The 21,331-nt window shown below is 67.6% G+C and carries 19 protein-coding genes, 1 tRNA gene and 1 pseudogene; 14 read left to right on the top strand and 7 right to left on the bottom strand.

Annotation, left to right across the window (positions count from 1 at the left end; genetic code table 11):
• The first annotated feature begins 642 nt into the window (after window positions 1-642).
• Genes D7V97_RS11910 through D7V97_RS11885 form a run of 6 tightly spaced genes read left to right on the top strand, consistent with a single transcriptional unit; the run spans window position 643 to window position 7,185 of the window.
• Window positions 643-1,551, top strand: a complete 909-nt coding sequence (locus tag D7V97_RS11910) for an ATP-binding cassette domain-containing protein (protein WP_158623337.1) — start codon at window positions 643-645, stop codon at window positions 1,549-1,551.
• A complete protein-coding gene (locus D7V97_RS11905; RefSeq protein ID WP_120610737.1) occupies window positions 1,548-2,357 on the top strand; it encodes an ABC transporter permease in 810 nt (269 codons plus the stop codon). The genes D7V97_RS11910 and D7V97_RS11905 overlap by 4 nt, the downstream gene beginning before the upstream one ends.
• Window positions 2,344-3,594 carry an aminotransferase class I/II-fold pyridoxal phosphate-dependent enzyme gene (locus D7V97_RS11900; protein ID WP_120610736.1) on the top strand — a complete coding sequence of 417 codons (1,251 nt, stop codon included), beginning with the start codon at window positions 2,344-2,346 and terminating at the stop codon, window positions 3,592-3,594. Before D7V97_RS11905 ends, D7V97_RS11900 begins: the two co-directional genes overlap by 14 nt.
• The gene (locus D7V97_RS11895; RefSeq protein ID WP_120610735.1) at window positions 3,591-4,502 is read left to right on the top strand and encodes a nucleotidyltransferase domain-containing protein; all 912 of its coding nucleotides are present in this window, start codon (window positions 3,591-3,593) and stop codon (window positions 4,500-4,502) included. Before D7V97_RS11900 ends, D7V97_RS11895 begins: the two co-directional genes overlap by 4 nt.
• Complete coding sequence (locus D7V97_RS11890; protein ID WP_120610734.1) at window positions 4,499-6,199, top strand: alpha-amylase family glycosyl hydrolase; 1,701 nt, start codon at window positions 4,499-4,501, stop codon at window positions 6,197-6,199. The genes D7V97_RS11895 and D7V97_RS11890 overlap by 4 nt, the downstream gene beginning before the upstream one ends.
• Window positions 6,196-7,185, top strand: coding sequence for a nucleoside-diphosphate kinase (locus D7V97_RS11885; protein WP_120610733.1), 990 nt, complete (start codon window positions 6,196-6,198; stop codon window positions 7,183-7,185). Before D7V97_RS11890 ends, D7V97_RS11885 begins: the two co-directional genes overlap by 4 nt.
• 5 nt (window positions 7,186-7,190) lie before the next feature.
• On the opposite strand, the gene D7V97_RS11880 is transcribed toward D7V97_RS11885, so the two are convergent.
• Window positions 7,191-7,979 (bottom strand): hypothetical protein, encoded by a 789-nt coding sequence (locus D7V97_RS11880; protein WP_120610732.1) that lies wholly within the window; start codon window positions 7,977-7,979, stop codon window positions 7,191-7,193.
• 188 nt (window positions 7,980-8,167) lie between these two features.
• Between D7V97_RS11880 and D7V97_RS11875 the strand changes: the two genes are divergently transcribed.
• From D7V97_RS11875 to D7V97_RS11865, 3 genes are read left to right on the top strand one after another with little or no spacing between them, the layout of a single operon-like run.
• Entirely contained in the window at window positions 8,168-10,810 is a 2,643-nt protein-coding gene (locus tag D7V97_RS11875; RefSeq protein ID WP_147444777.1) for a PEP-utilizing enzyme, read from the top strand.
• On the top strand, window positions 10,803-11,432 hold the full coding sequence (locus D7V97_RS11870) for a gamma-glutamyl-gamma-aminobutyrate hydrolase family protein (protein ID WP_120610730.1): 630 nt from the start codon (window positions 10,803-10,805) through the stop codon (window positions 11,430-11,432). The genes D7V97_RS11875 and D7V97_RS11870 overlap by 8 nt, the downstream gene beginning before the upstream one ends.
• A complete protein-coding gene (locus tag D7V97_RS11865) occupies window positions 11,429-12,202 on the top strand; it encodes an NTP transferase domain-containing protein (protein ID WP_120610729.1) in 774 nt (257 codons plus the stop codon). Before D7V97_RS11870 ends, D7V97_RS11865 begins: the two co-directional genes overlap by 4 nt.
• 4 nt (window positions 12,203-12,206) lie before the next feature.
• On the opposite strand, the gene D7V97_RS11860 is transcribed toward D7V97_RS11865, so the two are convergent.
• Window positions 12,207-12,722, bottom strand: coding sequence for a hypothetical protein (locus D7V97_RS11860; RefSeq protein ID WP_120610728.1), 516 nt, complete (start codon window positions 12,720-12,722; stop codon window positions 12,207-12,209).
• 20 nt (window positions 12,723-12,742) lie between these two features.
• Entirely contained in the window at window positions 12,743-13,417 is a 675-nt protein-coding gene (locus tag D7V97_RS46765) for a transposase (protein ID WP_120610727.1), read from the bottom strand.
• Between the two features lie 2 nt (window positions 13,418-13,419).
• Between D7V97_RS46765 and D7V97_RS11850 the strand changes: the two genes are divergently transcribed.
• Window positions 13,420-14,232, top strand: a complete 813-nt coding sequence (locus tag D7V97_RS11850) for a hypothetical protein (protein WP_120610726.1) — start codon at window positions 13,420-13,422, stop codon at window positions 14,230-14,232.
• Window positions 14,233-14,343: 111 nt separating this feature from the next.
• On the opposite strand, the gene D7V97_RS11845 is transcribed toward D7V97_RS11850, so the two are convergent.
• Window positions 14,344-15,149, bottom strand: a protein-coding gene (locus D7V97_RS11845; RefSeq protein ID WP_120610725.1) for an IS5 family transposase whose coding sequence is annotated in 2 segments (ribosomal slippage) — window positions 14,344-14,807 and window positions 14,807-15,149 — 807 coding nt in all. Because the reading frame shifts where the segments join, the coding sequence is not laid out codon by codon here.
• Window positions 15,150-15,644: 495 nt separating this feature from the next.
• Between D7V97_RS11845 and D7V97_RS11840 the strand changes: the two genes are divergently transcribed.
• From D7V97_RS11840 to D7V97_RS44080, 3 genes are read left to right on the top strand one after another with little or no spacing between them, the layout of a single operon-like run.
• Window positions 15,645-16,688, top strand: a complete 1,044-nt coding sequence (locus tag D7V97_RS11840; RefSeq protein ID WP_120610724.1) for a hypothetical protein — start codon at window positions 15,645-15,647, stop codon at window positions 16,686-16,688.
• On the top strand, window positions 16,688-17,386 hold the full coding sequence (locus D7V97_RS11835; RefSeq protein ID WP_120610723.1) for a hypothetical protein: 699 nt from the start codon (window positions 16,688-16,690) through the stop codon (window positions 17,384-17,386). The genes D7V97_RS11840 and D7V97_RS11835 overlap by 1 nt, the downstream gene beginning before the upstream one ends.
• Window positions 17,383-19,491, top strand: a complete 2,109-nt coding sequence (locus tag D7V97_RS44080) for a hypothetical protein (protein ID WP_147444776.1) — start codon at window positions 17,383-17,385, stop codon at window positions 19,489-19,491. Before D7V97_RS11835 ends, D7V97_RS44080 begins: the two co-directional genes overlap by 4 nt.
• Window positions 19,492-19,724: 233 nt before the next feature.
• Here D7V97_RS44080 and D7V97_RS11820 read toward each other — a convergent pair whose 3' ends face one another.
• Both D7V97_RS11820 and D7V97_RS44075 read right to left on the bottom strand, forming a co-directional pair.
• Window positions 19,725-20,063, bottom strand: a complete 339-nt coding sequence (locus D7V97_RS11820; protein ID WP_120610720.1) for a hypothetical protein — start codon at window positions 20,061-20,063, stop codon at window positions 19,725-19,727.
• A 285-nt stretch (window positions 20,064-20,348) separates the two neighbouring features.
• Entirely contained in the window at window positions 20,349-20,594 is a 246-nt protein-coding gene (locus D7V97_RS44075; protein ID WP_147444775.1) for a hypothetical protein, read from the bottom strand.
• A 38-nt stretch (window positions 20,595-20,632) separates the two neighbouring features.
• Here D7V97_RS44075 and D7V97_RS11815 point away from each other — a divergent pair.
• A pseudogene (locus D7V97_RS11815) lies at window positions 20,633-21,166 on the top strand (tyrosine-type recombinase/integrase); the annotation flags it as partial.
• On the opposite strand, the gene D7V97_RS11810 reads toward D7V97_RS11815, so the two are convergent.
• Window positions 21,145-21,221, bottom strand: a tRNA-Pro gene (locus D7V97_RS11810). The pseudogene D7V97_RS11815 and the gene D7V97_RS11810 overlap by 22 nt on opposite strands.
• Window positions 21,222-21,331 lie beyond the last annotated feature (110 nt).

The following is a 21,331-nucleotide window of genomic DNA, read 5'->3' as shown; positions in this document are numbered from 1 at the left end:
CGCCGCTGACGTTCATCAAGCGCTGAAGCAGGCACGGAACGGACACGGCCGGCAGTCCGCGAAGGCGTGCCGGCCGCGTCGTTTCCTTGAGACAGAAAAGGAGCGCCACCCTCCCATCAAGAGGATGAGGCCCCCCGCAGCCAGGTGCCTGTCCAGACTCTTGCGAGAGGAATCCATGGACCGCTTACAGGAGTGCGGCAGGAAGAGGACGCGGGCGCTGGAGGCAGGCGCCGGGTGTTGGCGTACGTGACAGCGCACAGCCTGGGAGCTGCGTCAGCTGCCTTCTTCAGCTCCTCGGTTCCAGCCCTCTGCCTCAACAGGGCTCCCATCCCTCCTATACGCATGCGCCGCCCCCAACCGGTGACACCTCGTTCGCGTCCGGCGCCGAAGCAGGCTCCGACTTCTTGCTGCATGCGGCACGGGAGATCACCGCGGAGGCGAGCAGGACGTGCCAGATGGGAAAGACTTTCAATGAGGACTCCGTGACGGGTACGGCCGCGTGATCTTCGACGCGAGGTGCTGACGCCGGATGTCAGACCGCATCTGTAGAAGGTCATCCCGACGATGACCGACAAAATCACTTTTCCTGAAAAAGCAGCTTTTCAGGATCCAATCCAAACATCCGGGCGTCTTCGTCAGTCCATGGGGCTTACGCACGGAACCGTCCTGCTCCGCGCGGAGCGGCTCTCCTTCGCCTTCTCCGAGGGGACGCCCGTGCTCCGCGATGCCTCCCTCCACTTGAAGGGGGGCGCGTCCGTGGGGCTGCTCGGGGCCAACGGCGCGGGCAAGACGACGCTGCTGGGGGCGCTCACCGGCACCGTGCGGGGAACGACGGGAGGCTCGGTGCGGCTCGACGTGGGAGGGCTGCCCGCCCGCCGCGCCATCGGGTTCGCGACGCAGGCCATCGCGCTCTATCCCGTGCTCACGGTGGAGGAGAACGTCGGGCACCTGGCCCGGCTGTTGTTGGGGCGCGCGGAGGCGAAGGCCGCCATCGCGAGGACGCTCGAGGAGTTCGCGCTGGGTCCCATTGCCCGCACGCGCGTGCATCACCTGTCAGGGGGGCAGCGGCGCCTCGTGCACCTGGCGGCGAGCTTCGTCCATGCGCCGCCCATCCGATTGTTGGATGAGCCCACCGTCGCGCTCGACTTCGAGGCCCGCCAGCTGGTGGTGCGCCGGGTGCGCGCCTGGCGCGAGGAGGGCGCGGCGGTGCTGGTCACCGCGCACTACCCCGAGGACATCGAGGAGCTGTCCACGGAGCTGGTGCTGCTGCGGGACGGGAAGACGCGCGACCTGGGGGCGCTGGGCGCGGTCCTTTCGAACCAGGCGCGCACGCTGTCGCTGCGGGGCGCGCGTCCCGTGTCTCCGCCCGCCGACGCTTCGTGGGAGCTCACGCTGTCCACCAGCAGCCTGGAGGAGGTCCGCTCGAAGCTGGGCGAGGTCCCCTCCGATGTCCACCTGTCCGAGCTGCGCCTGTCCGGCAACCGGCTGCGCGACCTCCTGCTGCGGGACCCGTCCCTGAGCGCCTTCGCCCGGGAGTCGGAAGGGCCATGAATCAAGACATCGCTTCCAGTGACGCTTCCGCTCCCAGCGGCGTGGCGGACTTCGTCAACGTGGTGCGCTGCTACGCGCTGACGGAGTGGCGGGTGCTCGCGCGCGAGCGCACGGCCATGGTGTTCATCTTCATCCTGCCCGCGGTGCTCTCCGCCATCCTGGGCCCGGCGGTGTCGGGACTCGACGCGGCCCCGGGCGCCATGGGCCGGGCCACCATCGGCTTCGCGGTGATGTTCAGCTACATGGTGGTGACCTACTCCGGTCACGCCTTCTACCGGGACTTCTGGTACCACACCCAGGGCAGGCAGGCGTTGATCCGCCCCTCCGTGCTCGCGTTCGCCATGGGCAAGGTGCTGCCCGCGTGCGCGATGTCGTTCGTGCAACTGCTGCTCTTCACGGGCTTCGCGGCGGTGTTCCTGGGCCTGCCTTTGAACGGCCATGTGCTTCAGGTGGCCCTCACAGGCGCGGCGCTGGTGACCAGCGGTTCGGCCCTGGGCTTCCTCCTCTTCGCCATCACGCGCAGCACCGCCACGCTCTCCAACCTCTCCTACCTGGTGCTGGTGACGTTCAGCGCGGTGGGCGGCGCCATCGTCGCCACCGAAGCCCTGCCGGCCTGGTCACGCACGCTCGGCTACGCCACGCCGCACTACTGGGCCCTGCGTGCGCTCAACGAAGCCACCTTCGGCCAGGGCCGCTGGAGCGTCGTGCTCCAGAGCACCGCCGTCATCCTCACCTTCACCGCTGTCTGCGCGACCGCCGCGAGTCTGGCGTTCGACTTCCGGAACCCAAAACATGACACGACCTGAACAAGACACGGCGGGCCGCCTCCGGGCGCCCGTCATCCAGCGGCTGCTCGGGGACCCGCGCGTGGCGCAGGCCCGTCTGGGCAAGCGCATTGGCCGCCTCCCGTACTTCACGCGGGTGGAGTCGGCCACCGGCCCCATCACCCGCATGGAGGGCCGGGACATCCTCAACTTCGGCTCCAACAACTACCTGGGGCTCGCCAACGACCCCCGCGTCATCGCCGCCGCGCAGGAGGCCTCGGGCCGCTGGGGCGCGGGCGTGACGGGCTCGCGGTTGCTCAATGGCAACCTGGCGCTCCACGAAGAGCTGGAGGACGCCCTGCGGGACTTCTATGGCCGCACCGGCGCCATGGTGTTCTCCACCGGCTACGGCGCCAACCTGGGCCTGATGAGCTCGCTCCTGGGCCGCAATGACCGCGCCTGGGTGGACGAGGAGATGCACGCCTCCGTCCTGGACGGGGTGTGGCTGGCGCGCGCGACCATGAAGCGCTTCGGCCACAACGACCCGGAGCACCTGCTGTCCCAGGCGAAGGACGACACCGCCTCCGGGCTCTGTGTCGTGGAGGGCGTCTATTCCATGCGCGGGGACCGGGCCCCGCTGTGCCGGTTCCTGGAGGTGTGCCGCGAGACGCGGCTGGCGCTCGTCGTGGACGAGGCGCACGGCCTGGGAACGGTGGGGGCGCGGGGGCTGGGCACCGTGGAGGAGGACGGCGTGGTCCAGGACGTGGACTTCATCACCATCACCTTCTCCAAGAGCCTGGGCTCCTGCGGTGGCGCCATCCTCGGGGACAAGGAGCAGATTGAAGCGCTGCGCGTCCTCACCCGGCCCTTCCTCTTCACCGCCGCCAACACGCCGGCCTCCGTGGCCGCGGCCCTGGCCTCCCTGCGCATCCTCCAGGAGGACCCGGGGCTGGTGGGCCAGTTGAAGGAGCGGGTGCGCTCGCTGCGCGAGGCGCTGACGGCGCGCGGGCTGCGGCCCATTCCGTCCGACGGTCCCATCGTCAGCGTGGAGGTGGGCGCGGACTTCGACACGCTCCAGGCGTGGAGGCTGCTGTGGAACCGGGGCATCTACGCCAACCCGGTCATCCACCCGGCCGTCCCGGCGGGCCGCGGCCTGCTGCGCCTGAGCGTGATGCGGACGCATGAGGAGCAGATGGTGCGCACCGTCGCGGACGCGTGCGCGGATGTTTTCTCGGACTTGCAGCTGTCCCAACAGGGACTGGGGAAGGTGGCATCATGAAGCGCACGCATCAGCTTTCCAGTGGTCAAACGCTCACCACGCAGACGCTCCGCGCGCACGGCGTGGACGTCGAACGCATCCTGTCGGAGCTGGTCAGCGACCCCGCCTCGTGCGGCGTGCTGCTGACGGGTTCGCTCGCGGCCGGCAATGGCACACCCAGCTCGGACGTGGACCTGATGGTGCTGGTGCCGCACCGCACGTCGCTCATCTCGACGAAGGAGGGAGTGCGTTTCAAGAACAGCCGCTTCAGTGAGGCGCTCCAGTACTGCGACGGCATCGAGGTCAACGTCGAGCTCGCGGAGCGCGGCCGGGTGGCGGAGATCATGACGTGGATGACGGCCATCGCTCCGGCGCTCTACAAGCCGTCCGAGCTGAAGTTCATCCCCATCATCGACGGCCCGGAGCTGCGCTTCCTGCACCGGCTGCGCACGGGGCTTCCGCTCATGAACCCGGGCCTGGTGGCGAGCTGGCGGGACGAGTTCCTGGTGGAGCTGCTGCCCACCTACCTCACCGTGCGGCACTTCATGGAGGTCCACGAGTACCTGGAGGACGCCATCAGCCACCGCGCCATCAGCGAGGAGTCCAGCCGGCATGTGGCGCGCATCTCCGTGGAGGAGGCGCTGGTCTCCATCCTCGCGGCCCTGGGGGTGACGAGCGCGGCGCGCAAGTGGCTCCTCATCGAGTCGCGCAAGGCGATGGCCACCGCGGGCGAGGTGGACCGGGCCCTCCTGGCGGAAGGGCTCTCCATCCACGCGGACTGCGCGACGGGCCCGCTGGGCGAATGCCTCACGCGCATCGAGGCGCTCCACCAGCGCATGGCCCAGCGCATGGCGGCGGAGCCGGAGCTGGCGCGCGCGGTGGAGTTCCTCCAGGGCAGCATCGACTACGTCCTCGAGCACCAGGAATGAGCGACTCCGGGAACACGGCTACCCCGGTCCGCGCCACCGCGAGGGCGCGGCTGGGGGACGCGCTGGGACAGCTCTACGGGGCGGAGCGCGCGGAGGCGCTCGTCCGGGAGCTGACCCCGGCGGCGGAGTGCGTCCGCGCGCGCCTGAAGCCCGGGCGCGCGGCGGTGGACGCGCGGCCCGCGGTCATCGCCGTGTATCCGGACCATGTGCTCGACGGGGACCTGGCGCCCCTCGCGGCGCTGCGGCGCTTCATCGACGAGGAGGTGGGCGACGTGGGGTCGACCCTGCTGCATGTGCTGCCGCCCTATGTGTCGGACGGGGATGACGGCTTCGCGGTGGTGGACCACCAGGCCGTGCATCCGCGCCTGGGTGGGTGGGAGGACCTGGAGCGGCTCTCGGAGGTGGGCGGCGGGCTGATGCTCGACCTGGTGATGAACCACGTGTCCACGTCACACCCAGCGTTCCGGGACGTGCTGCGCGGCGAGGGACGGCCCGGGGACTTCCACCTCTTCTCCGGGCCGCAGGCCATCGAATGGGGCACGCGGGTGCGGACCTCCTCCCTCCTCCAGCGCTTCGAGACGGGGACCCGCGCGGTCTGGGCGTGGTGCACGTACGGGCGCTCCCAGGTGGACTTGAACCACGGCTCGCCGGACGTCTTCCTGTCCATGGCGGGGACCCTGCTGCGGCTGATGGAGGCGGGCGCGCGGGTCGTGCGCCTGGATGCCATTCCCCACGTGTGGAAGCGCGTTCCCGGAGGGCCGCACCAGCCGGAGGCGAAGCGGCTGGTGCGCGCGCTGCGCGCCGTGGCTGACCTGGTGGACCCTTCGGTGCGCCTGCTCGCGGAGACGGATCACCGCCCAGGAGCGCGGTGCTACCTGGGCGACGAGCTGGCGCAGCACGACAACCACCTCGCGGTGCCGCTGCTCGTCTTCGCGGCGGCGCTCGCGGGCGAGGGCGGACCGCTGGTGGACTGGGTGAACGCATCCGCGTCGGATGCGCACGGCCGTGATGGCTACGCCTTCCTCCAGACGCATGATGGCGTGCACCTGCGACCCATGGATCCGCCGCTCGATGCCCCCACGCTGCGGCGGGTGCTGGAGCGGCTGGAGCGTGCCAGTGTCCGGGTGTCCCACGCGGACGTGGGGGGCGAATCCCGGCCGTACGAGCTCAACAGCTCCCTGCATCGCATCTTCTCCACGGAGGCGGGGCTCGACGTCGAGCGCTACCTGGCCGCGCACGCGCTGCTCTTCGCGCTCCCCGCCACGCCCTGCCTCTACTTCCCCACGCTGTTCGGGCTGCCGGACGCGGTGGGCGTCGAGCCCTCCAACCCCCGCGCCGCGAACCGGCACCGCTACGCGGAGGGTGCCCTGCGTGCGTTGGTCCAGCAGCCGGCGCACGCGCGCATCCTGAAGTCCCTGCTGGGCCTCATCCGCCTGCGCGACCGGACGCCGGCGCTGCGAGAGGACAGCAGCTGCGAGGCGCGGCAGCCAGCGCCTGGGGTCCTCCACCTGGCGCGAGGCCATGGCCGTCAGCCCCTGCACGTCATGGTGAACTTCGGCGTGGACCCCGTGTCCGTCCCCGTGCCGTTGCGGGAGTGGAAGGACCTGCTCGGCGGGCGTCAGGGGCACGGGGACGTCCTGCTCGCGCCCTCCGAGGCGCTGTGGCTCGTGGAACCCGGCAGTGGAGACCTCACATGAGAAACGCTGCCAGTGTGTCCGGCCTCGTGGAGGCCTTCGGCTCGCGTCCGGGGAGTGAGGAGTTCGTCTTCACGTTCTTCGACCCGTATGCCATTGGGCTCGGTCTCGCGGAAGAGGCGCTCGCGCTCCTCGAGCGCGAGGGCTTCCACGCCGTGGACCGGCGCTTCGTCCACTACACGCAGAGCAGCATCGAGGCGGTGTACAGCCCCAACCGCCCCATCGCGCTCGACAAGACGTGGGCGGTCCCGAGCGAGGTGTACCTGCTGGAGTCCTCCTGCGCGCTCATCCTCCGCACCCCGGGCCGGTCGGCCTGCGCGGCGTTCAAGTCGCTCAAGGGGTCGGCGGATCCGAGCAAGCGCTCACCGCACCACCTGCGCAGCCGGCTCCAGGCCCCGACGCGTGCACTGAGCCTCATGCATTCCTCGGACGACACGCGCGCCACGCTTGAAGAGGCCGCCACGGCCTTCGATCCCCGGGAGCTGCGGATGCTCCTGGAGTCGGAAGGGCGTCCCACCCGGCGCGCGAGCTCCACCGTCCAGCAGCTGCCGGGGGCCGTCGTGGGGCGGGCGTGGCGGCCTTCGCCCATGGAGTTCCTGGTCCACCTCCGCCTGCGCCTCGCGGAGGAGGTGGAGCTCGTCGCCCCCTGGCCGGAGGAGCTGATTGCGCCGTGGCGCGAGGCAGCGAACGAGCTGGAGGGGCTGCGCTCCGAGCCCTTGGCGTCCCGCGAGGTGTATCTGCGCGTCGTGGCCCGGGAAGCAGCGCTGGTGGACGACGCGGTCCAGGCGGGGCTTTCGCACCCGCGCCGGCCCGGGATGTTCGACTACCGCGTGGAGCCGGCGCTCGCGGCCACGGTGCTGGAGTTGCTCCACCACCCGGCGCTGTACCGCGAGACGGACCTCACGCGGCTCATCGGTCCGCTGGGGGCGCTGATCCGCAACGCCTACGAGCGTGTGCTCCTGCGCAGCGCGCTCCAGGAGTTCGAATGAACCCGTCACCCCGTCAGCGGCACGCGTTCAAGGACCCGGCTCTTGAGGATGAGGTCGTCGTGCGTGCGCAGGATGGAGAGCTCGCTCACGTCGAGTTCCACGATGGTCGTCTCCCGGAAGCTCCGCAGCACGCCGAAGAGTTCGTCCGCCTCGTGCACGTCCAGCTCGGAGTTGAAGCGCAGGTGGTCCATCAACTGGAGACAGCCGATGTAGAAGCCCGGGTGGAGCGAATGGCCCAGGCGCGTCTGGACTTCCGTGAGGTGGTCCACGGGGTTCGGGCCGTCCGTCAGCTCCGGGTAGACGGGGAAGTAGATGCGACCGTTCTTCTTGCCCCAGAACCAGCCGCCCTTCACCTGGACGCGGAAGCGGGGGAAGCCCTCCAGCCGCTGCTTCACGAAGGGCACGATGTCCGCGATGGGCATCCGTTCGTGGAGCCCGTTGCAGATGGTGAAGTGGTGTCTGTATTTGCGCCGCTCGACGATGTCCCAGGCGATCTTGCGGGCCGCGGCGGTCATGGCCACGGCGTTCATGAAGCGGTTGAACTGGGGGCTCTGGGCGAACGCGCCGAAGTCCACGAAGCCCACCAGCGAGACGCGGGGCGCGCGGTAGGTGCCCAGCCAGTCGTAGCCCGCCTTGAGGTCGAACGGCACGACCTCTGGATGGTCGGGGCGCACCAGCGGCAGCTGCATCAACCGGTACTCGTAGGAGAGGACATGGTCCTCGGACGGGCGGGGCTGAAGCTCATTGCCCACGCGGCGGTACGCCAGCCGCTCATCCGTGGCGAAGGTTCTCATGCATCGAATCCACCACACGTGGGCAGGGGCCACAATGCGATGCCGCGCCCGCGCCATGCACCACGTCCGCTCGTGCGAGGTTGCCCGTGACAGCCCTGGACCGCGAAGCCGCGACGCTTCGCCCCACCCCTCCGGTTGGAGTTGCGCCTGACTGCCGCATCCGCGGCGTCGGCCCCGTGCACGCCTCCATGCGCGTCTGGGCCGAGCGCGTCCTGGGCACGCTCGCCCCCACGTACGACGGCGTGCCGCTGACGCTCGTGTTCAAGGGAACGGTGCTCCCGCGTCCGCGCGCGCTCCGCGTGCTGCTCCAGGCGGTCCCCGCCGTCATCGCGACCTGGCGGGGCGAGTGTCGCTTCATCGTCGGAAGGACCCAGTCGGTGCGTGAAACGCTGGAGGCATGGGACCTGGATGAGGCGGCGGACCGGCTGATCCGGGCCGGAGCCGCGGCACGCTTCGAGCTGGAAGCGGACGAGGTCTCGAGCGAGCCGCTGGCCCCCGTGGGCCGGCTCGTCCTGGGGGACAAGGCGCGCACGCTCGACCTCCTGTCGGAGCTGCACGGGCCGTGGCGCATCTCCCGGCCGCACATCGTGCGGGGCGAGGACTGGGCCCGGGACCGGGACGCCGTGCTCCGGCGTGTTCGGGATCGCTTCGGGAACGAGCGCGTCGTGGTGCGCTCCTCCTGCTCCGCGGAGGATGCCTGGACCGCGTCGAACGCGGGACGCTTCCTCTCGGTGCTCGACGTGGACGCGGGCGATGCCGTGGCCGTGGGCGGCGCCATCTCGGACGTGTTCGCTTCGTACGGTCCGGGGGCGGAGCAGGAGAAGGTCTTCCTCCAGTCCTACGTCCACCCCGTGAGCGAGAGCGGCGTGCTGATGGCGCGGCACCCGGAGACCCTTGCCTCGTACTGGGTGGTGGCGTCGGACGTCTCCAGCGGGCGCACGGATCAGATCACGTCGGGAGCCCTGGAGAAGCCCTCCTCCGCGTACGTGGAGCACGGCGTGCCCCGGGGCCTGTTGCCGGACTCGCTCCGTCGCGTCGTCACCGTGGGCCGTGAGCTGGTGAAGCTCCTGGGCGTGGAGGCGCTGGACATCGAGTTCGCGCTGGCGGGCGGTGACTTCCACCTCTTCCAGGTGCGTCCCATCGCCAAGGGTTCGTCGCTCCCGGAGGGAGGCGAGGTCCGCCGGGCGATGCTGCTGGCGGATGCCTGCACGGCGCACCAGGCGCTGCTGCGGCCCAGGGCCCCCGTCGTCGGAGACGGGCCCGTGTACAGCACGATGACGGACTGGAACCCGGCGGAGATGATTGGCCGGCGCCCGCTTCCGCTCGCGAGGACGCTCTACGGCAGGCTCATCACGGACCGGACCTGGGCGGAGCAGCGCGCGGCCTACGGGTACCGCGACCTGCGCGGCATTCCCCTGCTGCGCGACTTCGCGGGGCACGCCTACGTGGACGTGCGCGCCTCGCTCAACTCCTTCATCCCGGCCGTCACCCCGGCGCGAGTAGCGGAGGTCCTGGTCTCCCAGCAGCTGGCCCGGCTGGCCCACGCCCCCGAGTTGCATGACAAGGTGGAGTTCGAGATCGCGGACACGTGCGCAAGCCTCGGCCTGCGCGAGCGGCTTCGGAGGCTCTACGCGTCCTCGTTGGATGCAGGGGAGCTGGACGCCCTGGCCACCGCGCTGCGGGACATCACGCTCCGCGGGCTTGCCGACCTCCCCGCGCAGGTGGAGCAGGTGCAGCGGCTGCGGGCCCAGCCGTTCGCGCCGGGCTTCGAGGGAGGGCTCGGCCCCGTCCTTACGCGCCTGCGGGAGCTGGGCACCCTGCCCTTCGCGCACCTGGCACGGACGGCGTTCGTGGTGACGGCGCTGCTCAAGAGCTTCGTGCGCGAGGGCGTGATGGATCCGAGCGAGCAGCGCGAAGTGCTCCAGCGCATCCGGACGGTGGCGGGGCAGCTGCAAGCGGACGCGCTGCGCGTGCGGAGGGGCGAGCTGGGCCTGGAGGCGCTCGTCGCGGAGTTCGGGCACCTGCGCCCGGGGACCTATGACCTCCGGGTGCCACGCTATGACGCGGATCCGGAGCGCTACTTCGGCCCGCTCATCTCCTCCGGAGCGGAGGAACCGTTCAGGCAGGAGGCCCCGCTGTCCCGGAGCCTGCACGAGCGCCTGGGCGCGGGCCTGCGCAGCGCCGGCCTGTCGATGACCAGCGAGGTGTTTCTCGCGCACCTGGGAGCGGGCATCGCGGGGCGCGAGTACGGCAAGCACGTCTTCACGAAGACGCTGAGTGGCGTCCTTGAATACCTCGCGCAGTGGGGCGAGCCCCTCGGGCTGGGCCGGGATGACCTGGCGCACCTGTCGCTGGAGCAGGTGGAGACGGCCCTGAAGCTTGCGCCGCTCGAAGCCCGGTCGTGGTGCCGCGACGCCGTGGAGGAGGCCCGCGAGCATGCCGCCGCCGTCAACCTCATCGAGCTGCCGGACATCCTGGTGCGCACGTCGCATCTGCTCTTCCACGTGAGCAGTGGAGAGCAGCCTCTGTTCGTCACCAAGGCGTGCGTGCGCGCGCCGGTGCTGGTCGCGGACGGGCTGCCGGATCCGGAAAGCGTGCGCGGCAACATCGTGCTGCTGGAGCGCGCGGACCCCGGCTACGACGGGCTGCTCGCGCTGGGCGTCGCCGGCATCGTCACGGCGTACGGGGGCGCGAACTCGCACATGGCGGTGCGCTGCACCGAGCTGCAGCTGCCCGCCGCCATCGGAGTGGGACGGGAGCAGTTCCGGCGGCTGTCGGGTGGGCGGGTGATGACGCTGGACTGCGGGGGGCGCAGGCTGGTCCATGAGTGAGCGCCGCGTGGTCCTGATCACCCAGCGCAGCGACCGTGTCCCGGGGCGTCCGGAGGTGCGGGATGCGCTCGAGGACTCCTGGGCCGCGGGCCTGTGGGAGGCAGGCTGGGTGCCGTTCCCCGCGGTGAACGTGGCCGCCGCGGCCGTCGCCCAGTTCGAAGCCCTCCGTCCGGGGCTCGTCATCCTGAGTGGAGGCAACGACGCGCCGGGAACGGGACTGGATGCGGTCCCCGCGCGCGACGAGACGGAGTCGGTGCTGCTGTCGCTCGCCGCCCGGACGCGGACGCCGGTGCTGGGCGTGTGCCGGGGCGCGCAGATGCTCGCGCGCTTCGCGGGGATGCGGCTGGTGCCTGTCGAAGGCCACGTGCGCGTGCGCCACACGCTGACGGGTCCCCTCGCCCAGGCGTGGCGGGGCCCGGCGGAGGTGGCGAGCTTCCACCACTGGGGCGTGGCGGAGGACTCCCTGCCCGACGGATGGGGCGTCCTCTCGCGCGCGGAGGACGGCGCGGTGGAGGCCTTCGCGAACAGGGAGCGGCGCTGGCTGGGCGTCCTCTGGCACCCCGAGCGGGAGCCTCATCACCTTGCCGCAGTCCTTGAAGTCATGGAGGCGTACGAAACGTGAAAGCCATCATCCTGGCCGCGGGCCTGGGCACCCGCATGGGGCCGCTCGCGGCGAATCGTCCGAAGTGCCTGGTGGAGCTGGCGGGAGCCCCGCTGCTCGACCATCAGCTGGCGGTCTACAAGCACTTCGGTGTGGACGTCACGGTGATGGCCGGCGCGTATCCGGAGCTGACCCAGGCGGGGCGAGACGTGCGCGTCGTGGTGAACCCGGCCTACACCACCGGCAACATGGTCTCCACGCTGCGCTTCAGCCTGCCGGTGGTGTCCCGGACGGAGCCGGTCCTCGTCTCCTATGGGGACATCGTCTTCTCGCACAAGGTGTTGGCGCGGATGCTCGCCGCGTCCCGGGACGTCGAAGTCGCCATCGACACGCAGTGGCGCCGGCTCTGGGAGCTGCGGATGGAGGACCCCACGACGGACTGCGAGTCCTTGCGCCTCGAAGGCGAGCGCATCGTGGAGATTGGCGCGCGGGTGCGTTCGGTGGAGGAGGTGCAGGGGCAATACATCGGACTGCTGCGGTTCGGTCCCGGCGTCCTGCACTCGCTCCTGGAGCGCTTCGACCAGCGTGTGGCGAAGGATCCGCGTTACTGGAGCATCTCCATGACGGCCTTCCTCCAGGACCTCATCTCCGAAGGTGTGGCGGTCCACGCCGTGCCCATCGCGTCCGGCTGGCTGGAAGCGGACAATGCGGAGGACCTGCGCCGCTACACCGAGGCCCACGCCTCGGGAGCGCTGGCAGGCTTCTGGTCCCCCACGGCGCTCCCGCGCTGAAGCCTCAGATGAGGCGCACCCGAGGGCCCCCCGAGTCCTGGAGCAGGGAGAAGCCGGCGCGGTAGCGCTCCTGGATGTCGGGGACGGAGGTCAGCGCGAGGACGGCCGTGTCCCAGTCCGGCCAGGTGAGGTGCTCCGAGCGGACGGCGTCGCCAAAGGGCGTGTCGTCCGTGAGGTGGAAGTGCACCTGGCCCACGTCCTGCCGGGGGCCCGCGTTGACGAGCACCGACGCGGGGGCCCGCTGCCGTGCGCCGGCGATGAGCGCGAAGAGGCCCGCGCGAAGCAAGGCGTGGCGAGGGTGCGCCAGGGCGAAGACGTCCGGCACGCCCCGCAGCGGGACGGCAATGTGGTGGAAGGTGCCGTAGACGGGACGCGGGTGGCGGTAGATGGCGGCCTGCTCCGAGCGGTCCACAGAGGTGAGGGGCAGGAGCCGGTCCGCATGCGCGAAGCCAAAGCGCACCAGGGAGCCGGAGGCAGGGGTCCGCGCCATCCGGAACGCCAGCTGTTTCAGGGTTGCCATGAACGTCCTTCGTTCGAGTGTCAGTCGAAGGGAGCATGCCTTCGCGGTCTGACAGCCTGCGCCGGTGGTTCTACTCCAGGCGGGATACTCAAGGGCCCTGGGTACCCCGGTGCTCGGACGGCTTCGCGGTCCCGGGGCTGGGGAGGCGACGCCGCCCGAGGCAGCCCCTCGCTACGAGAGACTTCTACCTCCGCTTGATTGAGCCAACTGCCATGCACGGGCGTGTCATGCACGCAGAAGCGTTTCCACAGCCGCAGCCCCTCCCCCCAGCCGAAATGGCGCATGAGGGAGAAGCGGGAGTGGATGTTGCGGTTGTCGAGGACGAGGTGGATTCGCCTGGCACGTGGGGAGTGCGCAGCGACGTCCTTGAGGGCCTCCGCGAAGTCGGGGGCCTTGCGGTGCGCGGACGCCTTCACGAAGTGCCACCCCGCCCGGGATTCTACCGCGCAGAAGAGGTTGGCGGTGCCGCAGTGCACGTATACAGGGCGAATGCGCAGGGCACCGAGCCCAGTTGGGTGTCGCTCCTCCCGGTCGGCTACTCCCGCGGGAAGGGCGTGGGGGCTCCGGCGCAATTGGCTTGCGGCCGAGACCAGGCAGCCGCGCAGCAGCAAGGAATGCCGCTGGTTTGAACAGATGACCAGCGGCCCCGTGAGACATATCCTCAGAGCCCCCGAACACAGCACCTCGGAGACCATGCATGGATTTGGCCTTCTTTATATCGCTCTTCGCCCGCAGCCTTCAACTGCGGGACGAGTTCGTTCCGCAGATGTCCCCGTGGTTCGAAGGAACGTCCAAACGGTGGCCCCCTGTGATTGGGTTCGGGTTGCCGCGCGTTGGGACTGCCGCTCCACTTGTGACAGTGGCACTCAACCCGAGCAATCGGGAGATTGAGCGCGAGCGCATCCCCGACTCCGTAGACGTAGAGCTTCAATGGAAATGGCAGGGCGACTACTTCCACCAAGAACGCGGCCAGTTGGACTGGTTCGACAAGTCCGATGCCTTTCTCGAGGCAGCAGTTGGCCGGCGCCATCGCGATGGAGTCCCTCACCTAGACCTTTCGCCACAGCCGACTGCAGGGGGGTTCGATTCCATCTACGACAAGAAGGCGAGCCCAGCGCAGCAAGAGGCTGCACTGAGGTTCCTGGGCTTGGGCGCAACAACAACCCTACTTCCACTGCTCGCATACCTCTTGGCCGAGCACACCCTCAAGAACGTCGTGGTGTACGGGTACTTGCCGAGTCGGCAGAAGTCTACGCAGGGCGGAAGCGCCACCATGAAGGACTTCTTCTGGGAAGTGGACCGTCCATTCACCTTGGAGACGACCGACAAGTCCACCGGACTCGACGTCGGGCGAGGGAAGCTTCGCGAAGGGCACGCTTGGTTGAAGTCGTGGCCGGCTCTCAGGCGCCTCGACTTCGTCTTCCTGCGACGTGGTCCCAGCGCTCAGGGCGATGTGTACTCCGCGCTGCGCGACGCGGGAAATCGCGTCCGCGACCTTGGATGGCTCTGAGGCTCGGACTTGGCTCCGTCTCGGTCGCTGTTTGCAGAGCCCTCTCCCTCAAGGGCGCTGCAACGTTCTCACGCGAGAGCGGGTGCACCTATGGCCAAGCGTTTACAGTCTCTAACAAATGTCAGGGTAGAGGCGACGCAAGAGCATGACGCAACAGCCGAGGACGAGGAACCCGAAGTGGACATCGTCCCTACGCTCGTCGCGGACTCGAAGCCTGCGGAGCTGGTTCTTCCAGGCCAGCGTGCGCTCCACGACCCAGCGGCAGCGCCCCAGACGCTCCTTGGACTCCACGCCTGGACGGGCGATGCGCGGAGTGATGCCGCGAAGGCGCAGGCCGTGCCGGTTCTTCCTGGAGGCGTAGGCTTTGTCTCCGTGGACCTTCGCCGGGCGGAAGCGTCGCTGCCCTGAAGGCATCCTCACCGCAGGCACGGAGTCGACGAGCGGGAAGAGTTCGTGCGTGTCGTGCACGTTGGCCGCCGTCACCGACTCGGTGAGCGGCAGTCCGTGGGCCTCTACGAGAAGATGATGCTTGCTACCCGCCTTCGCTCTATCCGTCGGGTTTGGGCCCGTGAGAGCCCCCTTTTTAACGCCCGCACGGACGAGGAGTCGATGGAGGTGCGGGAGAGGTCCACCTTGCCTCGCAGTCCCAACTCGTCCAGGAGCCGCGCCTGGAGCTCTTCCCACACGCCGGCGCGGGTCCATTCCTCCAACCTGCGCCAGGCCGTCATGCCCGACAGGCCGAACTGCTTGCGAGGCAGCATCTCCCACGGGATGCCGCTCCGGAGCACGAAGACGATGGCCTCCAGCGCCGCCCGGTCGTCCGCCCGAGGGCGGCCTGGCTTCTTCTTGGGCCGTGGCGGAGGCAGCAGGGGCGCCACGCGCTGCCAGAAGGCGTCGGGGACGAGTTCACGGACCATGTCCCTCAAGCTGAGGACGCCCCTTTCCAACGGCCAGCCCAGCCCTGACTTTTGTTAGGTGCTGTTATACTTCGGTGTTGATGGCGGAGGAGACGCAGTGGCTCCTCGAAAACCCTGCGGGCCAAGCGTACGCCGACCTGGCGCGACGGCTCCGGGAGGCCGGGGTGGACGCAGTCTACCGGAAGCAGCGCAAGCCCGTGGTCTGAGCGCTGCTCACATGCCGTCCCAAGCCGCCCGCCCGGCTGATTGCCCTCCAGCAGTCGGCGGACATCGCACGTCCGCGCACCTGTCAGAACTTGGCGCGTTCGCACCTCTTTCATGCGCGGAGCGCCATCCGCTCTCTGAGAAAGGTGCACTGGTGAAACCCGGACTGTTGGAAACCGCCCGCCCGGTGAAGAGACCTGACTTGATCGGGGACAGCGCCACGCAAGTTGGCTCCATTGGGGGCGCGCGGACGACGCTGTCCGTGCGCTGAGTCGGAGAGGAGCGCCATCCGTGGGCGAACGCACCGAGCTGCTGGCCTGTGTCGATGAGACGGGCAACTTTGACTGCCCGTCCGAGGTCCTCGGTGTCGGGGGGCCGGTATTGGCGGTGGACTCCAAGACGGAAGGGGCCTTGGAGGCGATGCTGCGTCGGGCACTTCCGTACATCCCGTTTCCGCCGCATGCCGCGCACCTCAACCTGCGCTCGTACCATGCCCTGAGCTGGCGTCGGCTCCGGCCCGCCAAGCAGGAGAAGCTGCGGGGGGCGTTCCCGAACCTCGCCGCGGTCGAGAAGGTCCTGCTTGCTCGCAGCGACCTCCCCGACATCCTGAAGCATCCCCTCGCACTGCCGGAGATTCACGACCTGAAGGACTGTGATCAGTGGTTCCGGCGGAATGAGCCGGACTCCTATTCGCTTCTGGGAGAGGTGCTCGAAGAGGTGCAGCAGCGCGGCCTGTACTTTCTGAAGGACGTCGCGCGGCACATGAACGGGAAGTTGGTGGCCGTCGTGAAGCTCCCGGGTTCAGCGCTGGCGACCCGGTCTGATGCTTCGGCGGATCAGTACCTGGTGATGCTCGAGTTCTACCTCGAGCACCTGCTCCTCCTGTACGAGGCACCTGGAGCCTCGACCCACATCACGCTGCGGCTCTCCGGGCGGAAGGTTCACCTCGGTCCGAACGGAGTTCTCGTGGAACTGACGCGCGAGCACGTGGAGGCGCTGCTGGCCAAGGTTCGCGCAAAGGGCGTGGGGGATGGGGTGGAGGTGGAATGTCGCGCGCCCGAACCTTTTGATGCCTACATGCCCGCCGGGCTCGCGGTGGCTGACATGGCGATGAACCGTTTGCGGTTCATCGTCCCGAGGGCCGAGACGTGGAACGAGTTCCGCCAGCTGGCGAAGGGCCACATCGGACTCCCCGTGGAGGTTCGCGTTCCCGGCATGGGGGGGCTGCCGACCATCGCGTTCGCGGGGCCCTCCGAGGTTCAGGGCCTCGCCCGCGAGTCGCAGGACCGTTGGTCGGCCGCACTGATCGCCCGCCGAACCGTGGAGGAAGCGTGATGGGGCTGGCCGAACTGTTGGGCCTGGTTACGCACCAGAGCACATCTCAGCAGGCCTGGGAGCAGCTGTCCGTGAAGCTGAAGTCGACGCTGTCAGCGGATGCTGCCTCCTGGCGCCTGCAGGATGCCGACTTTGAAGACATCCTTCAGACGATGATGGAGAAGCTCGCGTCGCAGGGCGTGCATGCCCTCGTGGGAAAGAGCGAGGGCGAGTGCCGCGAGTACCTCCGGACCATGTTCAGGCATATGGCCATCCTGCGCGACCGCAAAGGCAAGCGTGAGGTCATGGTGGATTCCGTGCCAGACGTCGAGGTGCGGCCGGTGTCCGAGGAGCGGGTCGAGTTGAAGCAGGCTGGCGAACTGTTGGAACGCGTCTATCAGGCATATCGCCAGAAGCGGCGCCCCGATCATCTGCCGGAGCTTGAGAAGGACTGGGCCGAGCTGAGCGGGCTGCTCTCCGGAGAACTCGACATGGAGAGCATCCTCCTCGGACGCGAGCGTCTGGCGCTTGGCGCCTCCATCGCCGAAAAAGAGAAGGCGGCGCAGCGGGTCTACAAGCGGCATGGCCGCCTGCGCGACCACCTGACCACCATGGCGCGGTGGCTTGAAGAAAAAGGATGTCTCTCCTCGGATGAGCTCAAGCAGGTCATTCAGCTGTCCGCTTGGATGAAGAGGAATCAGAAGGAGGGAACGACATGAGCGCTCTACAGTTCGCATCCTCGCTTGCTCCCGAGGAACGGGAAGCGCTCGGAATCGATCCTGAGTCCCCGCTGAAGACCATCGTCATTGATCGCGGGGATGTTCCGGGGACGGAATCAAAAATAGAAAGCCATCCTTCTTTCTCATGGTCCCATGAGCAGCTCGTTGCTCAATTGGAATATGGGGATTCGTTTATTCCCCTGAATGTGCCAGAAGGCACCTTCACGCCATGGCTGGGCTTGTCCAGGTGGTCCCAGAATCGGAATGTGGCAGTCGTCTCCAGTGCTGCGTCTGGGAATACTGCCCTCTATGGGGATTGTGCCTGGCTGGATGATACAACCATTTTGCTTGATGCGAGAACTCGGCCTGCGTATGCAATCTGGAACGAGGACGATCGCACACGGCTCTTGCGGGTCCTCAATGGCACCTTGACGCTGTTCGAAGGAGCCACTGCCAAGTGGCTGCTCCAACACAGGGAAACCCGGTCATGGGGCAATGGCTCCAGCTTCGGTCTCGACCAGCAGCTCCGTCGTGCCGAGCAGGCGCTGCTAGGACTTGCTCGCGAGGTGCAATTGCGACTCGTTGAGCGCAAGGCGGCCCCAGCAAGTTTGTCACCTGTCAGAGGACGCCCACCTGGCGATACTTTGAAGAGGCATGACGAGTTGCTTCGAGCGCTATCGGTTCAACGGGAGTCGGTACGAACCCACTTCCTTGCCCTTCAACATCGTCTTCCAGGCACAGAGATTGAGCACTGGGCCCACGACACCCGAATCGCCTTCCTCAAGTGGAATGAGAATGTGACCTGCAGGCGAATGGCCGCGTTCTCGGGGTTCTGGAGATTGCTGGATGAGCGTGTTGCCATTCTCGATTCGCGAACACGCCCTGCTTATGTCCAGGGGCGATGCGAAGGACTGGGCTGGGTGTTACGCTGCTACAGGGGCAACCTGGAACTGTTCGAAGAAACAAAAGATACCGTTGAGAAAAACATGGGCAGCACCCACAAACAGCAGAACGGCGCCATGAACCATCTGGCTCAAGAAGAGCTTGAGATGCTGGGGTTCCCACGAGACATGGAGCTTGATCTCGTGGAGCGCGCGGCGCTTCCTTCCGGAGATGAAGGTAGGGCGCATGGTGTTCCCGTGCAGTTGCCGCATACGCGCGTGGACTGGGAGGCGCTGCTAGAGCATCTGCACGAGCGGATTCCCCTCCAGCTCGACTCACTGCGAGCCCTCTTACCTGGTGGCGAATTGTCATCGTGGCAAAGGGAACAGCGCGTCTTGTTCCTGGCGACAACAGCCCAGCAACCCTCAATCCGGTTCGCAGGCGCCTGGTCGTGGATACGTGACGGGCTTGCATTTCTTGATGTGCGCGAACGTCCCGCCTATGTCCTGGGACATCACGATGACCTTGTCTGGGTGCTGCGAATGGAACAGACAGGGTTGATGCTATTCATGCAGTCGAAATGGCCGGCGGATACAAACTGGGAGCCTTCGAAGCCTCCTGAGATTCCAGCGCCTGATATCGATAGACTCCTGGGTCAGACGGTCGTACAGACATGGCTCCTCAAGCTTGCGAAGGAGTTCGCGGAATCCCGGCGGCCTTTCAAGAGGGTGGCGGCCGCGGGCGTATTGGCGCGCCTCTGGTCCTCACCCAACAAGACAAGTCGCGAGCGGACACAAAAATGGCTGAGCGCAGGTCACATGGACCCTACCGCCGCCGCAGTGAAATGGTTCCAGATGCTTGAGGCGGACCAACAGGAACTCATTGAGAGTTCAGCCATCTATGAGTGGCATGAAATCGAAAAAGAGTTTGAAGATATTATTGAATTGAATCAGGAGGACCCAGACTCAATCCATGAGATGGCCCGGGCCTGGATCCACCGGAGAGATGACTTGCAGTCCGTGATGTTCTTGTTACGAAGGGCGGATATTGGAAGCGCAATCGCCAGAGGGCTCTCGAAGTTCGATGCGCGAGCCGCGGCCTATCGCGAGTTGTGGAGCTTGATTGACCTGCGCGATGACGAGCGTCTGTGCTCCGTTTCCTGGCAGGAACCTGATTCCTGGTGGGGAAGCATCGTGGTGACTGAGGATTCATCGAGCGATTGAGCAGCGCCAGGGCCGCACGCCAGACGGCGGCCCGCGGTGGATCCTGGTTCTCACGTGGCTTGATGCGTGTGGCGGGGAAATCCGTTTTTGCCGCGCCGATGCATTGCCGTCACCATGGACCCCAGCGGCCCCCGCTTGTCGCGGATGCGAACCGTGGAGTCCTGGGAGTCATTGCGCTCGGGCGGATGCTGCCTGATGCCGTGACGTGGGCCCATGGGCCGGTGTCATACACCTCACGTGAAGACGTCGAATGCCGTGTCCTTCCATGCAGAGGCTCCCGCGTGCGTGAAGTGCTGGGGGAAGTGCGTCAAGAGCATTTCGATGAACCTGCCGTGGTAGACCCCGTAGACGGTCGTGGTCATGCCGCCCCCTTTGGGGCCAAGCAAGCCCAAGGACAGAACCCCGGGGGCAACGTGGGGCTTGAGCCAGGCTTTGCGTGCCCACTGCTCCGGCGTATGCGTAAAGTCCCCATCGGTATCGTAACTCCACGTCTGGACGACGCCGGAATCGATGGCCTTGCGAATCGAGTCCAGGAGTGCCTGGGGATTCGCGGTCTGGATGATGAGTGACATCTGGGAGTTCCTTTCCTCTGCTGTGAGTCCAACAGGAGCACGTGTCCTTTGGTGGAGTGCCCCTCCACAGAGCAGAGGTTGGGACACCGGTTCCCCTGACAGGTACGACCGCCGCGCTGCATGTTGGCGAGGCCTGTCTCTCAGGCGCTTGCCTCTGTAGTCGCTCAGGCTTCATCCCGTGCTTCGCCCTGCCGGGCTGGTGAAGAGCTCGTTTCGCAAAGCCTGACATGCGACAACGATGCGCCGTGAGTCAGGCGGAGCGTCGTTCTTCCAAGGCGGCCTCGCTCACCTTGAGGTGCGTTCGCAGCCAGCCAGCGCTTCCGCCTGCTCCTGGCGGTCGAACGCGGTGATGGAATACTTCACATCTACACGGCGGGCGCCAACTTCTTCACCGCGATCAAATGGGGCGTCATCGAGCAGATGACGGCCACTATTGAGCTGTTGAAGGTGGCGCCCTCCACTATGGAGTTCTACGAGCCGCACGAGTTCGAGCGGCTGGTGAACGCGGCGGCGAAGGTGGACCACCAGCACCTCGTCTTCATCCTGCTCGGGGAGAGGCGGGGCCGCGCTGCGGGGAGATCATCGCCATGGAGCAGACGGACGTGGACTTCACCCGTGGCGTCATCCACGTCCGCCGCTCGGAGCGGAAAGGGCTCGTCACCCTGTCCAAGGGCAGGCGTGCCCGGCAGGTGAGCATGACCGCCCGACTGGCGGACGCCCTGCGCAAGCAGCGATACCTCCGGGGCGAGCGCATCCTCTGGCGGGCCGATGGCCACCCGAAGGTGACCCAGGTGCTGCTGAACAAGTGGATGAGCCGCATCAAGCGCCTGGCCGGGCTGAAGGTGACGGGAGGCATCCACATCCTCCGCCACACCTTCTGCTCCCGGCTGGCGATGGCCGGAGCCCCGGCGATGGCCATCCAGGAGCTGGCCGGGCACCAGAACCTCTCCACTACTCAGCGCTACTTGCACCTGAGCCCAGCGGCCAGTCAACGGCCATCCGGATGCTGGCAAGGACGAAGCAGCAAGCCCCAAAATGAAAACGGGCTGGAGACCTTTCGGACTCCAGCCCGCTTCACTGATGGTCGGGGAGACAGGATTTGAACCTGCGACCCCTTGGTCCCGAACCAAGTGCTCTACCAGGCTGAGCCACTCCCCGATATCCGGTGCTGCGCCAGGAACTGCTCTCGGGCCCGGCGAAGCGGAGGCGGATCTATCCGACCCGCTTTCTTGAGTCAACGCCCTCTTTCGCGCCCCCCTTCCCTCCCC

The sequence above is a fragment of the Corallococcus sp. CA053C genome, from assembly GCF_003611675.1.
In the GTDB taxonomy this organism is placed as follows: domain Bacteria; phylum Myxococcota; class Myxococcia; order Myxococcales; family Myxococcaceae; genus Corallococcus.
This window is presented reverse-complemented; position numbering and strand designations above follow the sequence as displayed.

What these genes read in the sequence shown, in the direction of transcription:
- D7V97_RS11910 (WP_158623337.1), top strand. Translation starts at nt 643, where the DNA reads ATGGGGCTTACGCACGGAACCGTCCTGCTCCGCGCGGAGCGGCTCTCC.
- D7V97_RS11905 (WP_120610737.1), top strand. Translation starts at nt 1,548, where the DNA reads ATGAATCAAGACATCGCTTCCAGTGACGCTTCCGCTCCCAGCGGCGTG.
- D7V97_RS11900 (WP_120610736.1), top strand. Translation starts at nt 2,344, where the DNA reads ATGACACGACCTGAACAAGACACGGCGGGCCGCCTCCGGGCGCCCGTC.
- D7V97_RS11895 (WP_120610735.1), top strand. Translation starts at nt 3,591, where the DNA reads ATGAAGCGCACGCATCAGCTTTCCAGTGGTCAAACGCTCACCACGCAG.
- D7V97_RS11890 (WP_120610734.1), top strand. Translation starts at nt 4,499, where the DNA reads ATGAGCGACTCCGGGAACACGGCTACCCCGGTCCGCGCCACCGCGAGG.
- D7V97_RS11885 (WP_120610733.1), top strand. Translation starts at nt 6,196, where the DNA reads ATGAGAAACGCTGCCAGTGTGTCCGGCCTCGTGGAGGCCTTCGGCTCG.
- D7V97_RS11880 (WP_120610732.1), bottom strand. Translation starts at nt 7,979, where the DNA reads ATGAGAACCTTCGCCACGGATGAGCGGCTGGCGTACCGCCGCGTGGGC.
- D7V97_RS11875 (WP_147444777.1), top strand. Translation starts at nt 8,168, where the DNA reads ATGCGCGTCTGGGCCGAGCGCGTCCTGGGCACGCTCGCCCCCACGTAC.
- D7V97_RS11870 (WP_120610730.1), top strand. Translation starts at nt 10,803, where the DNA reads ATGAGTGAGCGCCGCGTGGTCCTGATCACCCAGCGCAGCGACCGTGTC.
- D7V97_RS11860 (WP_120610728.1), bottom strand. Translation starts at nt 12,722, where the DNA reads ATGGCAACCCTGAAACAGCTGGCGTTCCGGATGGCGCGGACCCCTGCC.
- D7V97_RS46765 (WP_120610727.1), bottom strand. Translation starts at nt 13,417, where the DNA reads ATGGTCTCCGAGGTGCTGTGTTCGGGGGCTCTGAGGATATGTCTCACG.
- D7V97_RS11850 (WP_120610726.1), top strand. Translation starts at nt 13,420, where the DNA reads ATGGATTTGGCCTTCTTTATATCGCTCTTCGCCCGCAGCCTTCAACTG.
- D7V97_RS11835 (WP_120610723.1), top strand. Translation starts at nt 16,688, where the DNA reads ATGGGGCTGGCCGAACTGTTGGGCCTGGTTACGCACCAGAGCACATCT.
- D7V97_RS44080 (WP_147444776.1), top strand. Translation starts at nt 17,383, where the DNA reads ATGAGCGCTCTACAGTTCGCATCCTCGCTTGCTCCCGAGGAACGGGAA.
- D7V97_RS11820 (WP_120610720.1), bottom strand. Translation starts at nt 20,063, where the DNA reads ATGTCACTCATCATCCAGACCGCGAATCCCCAGGCACTCCTGGACTCG.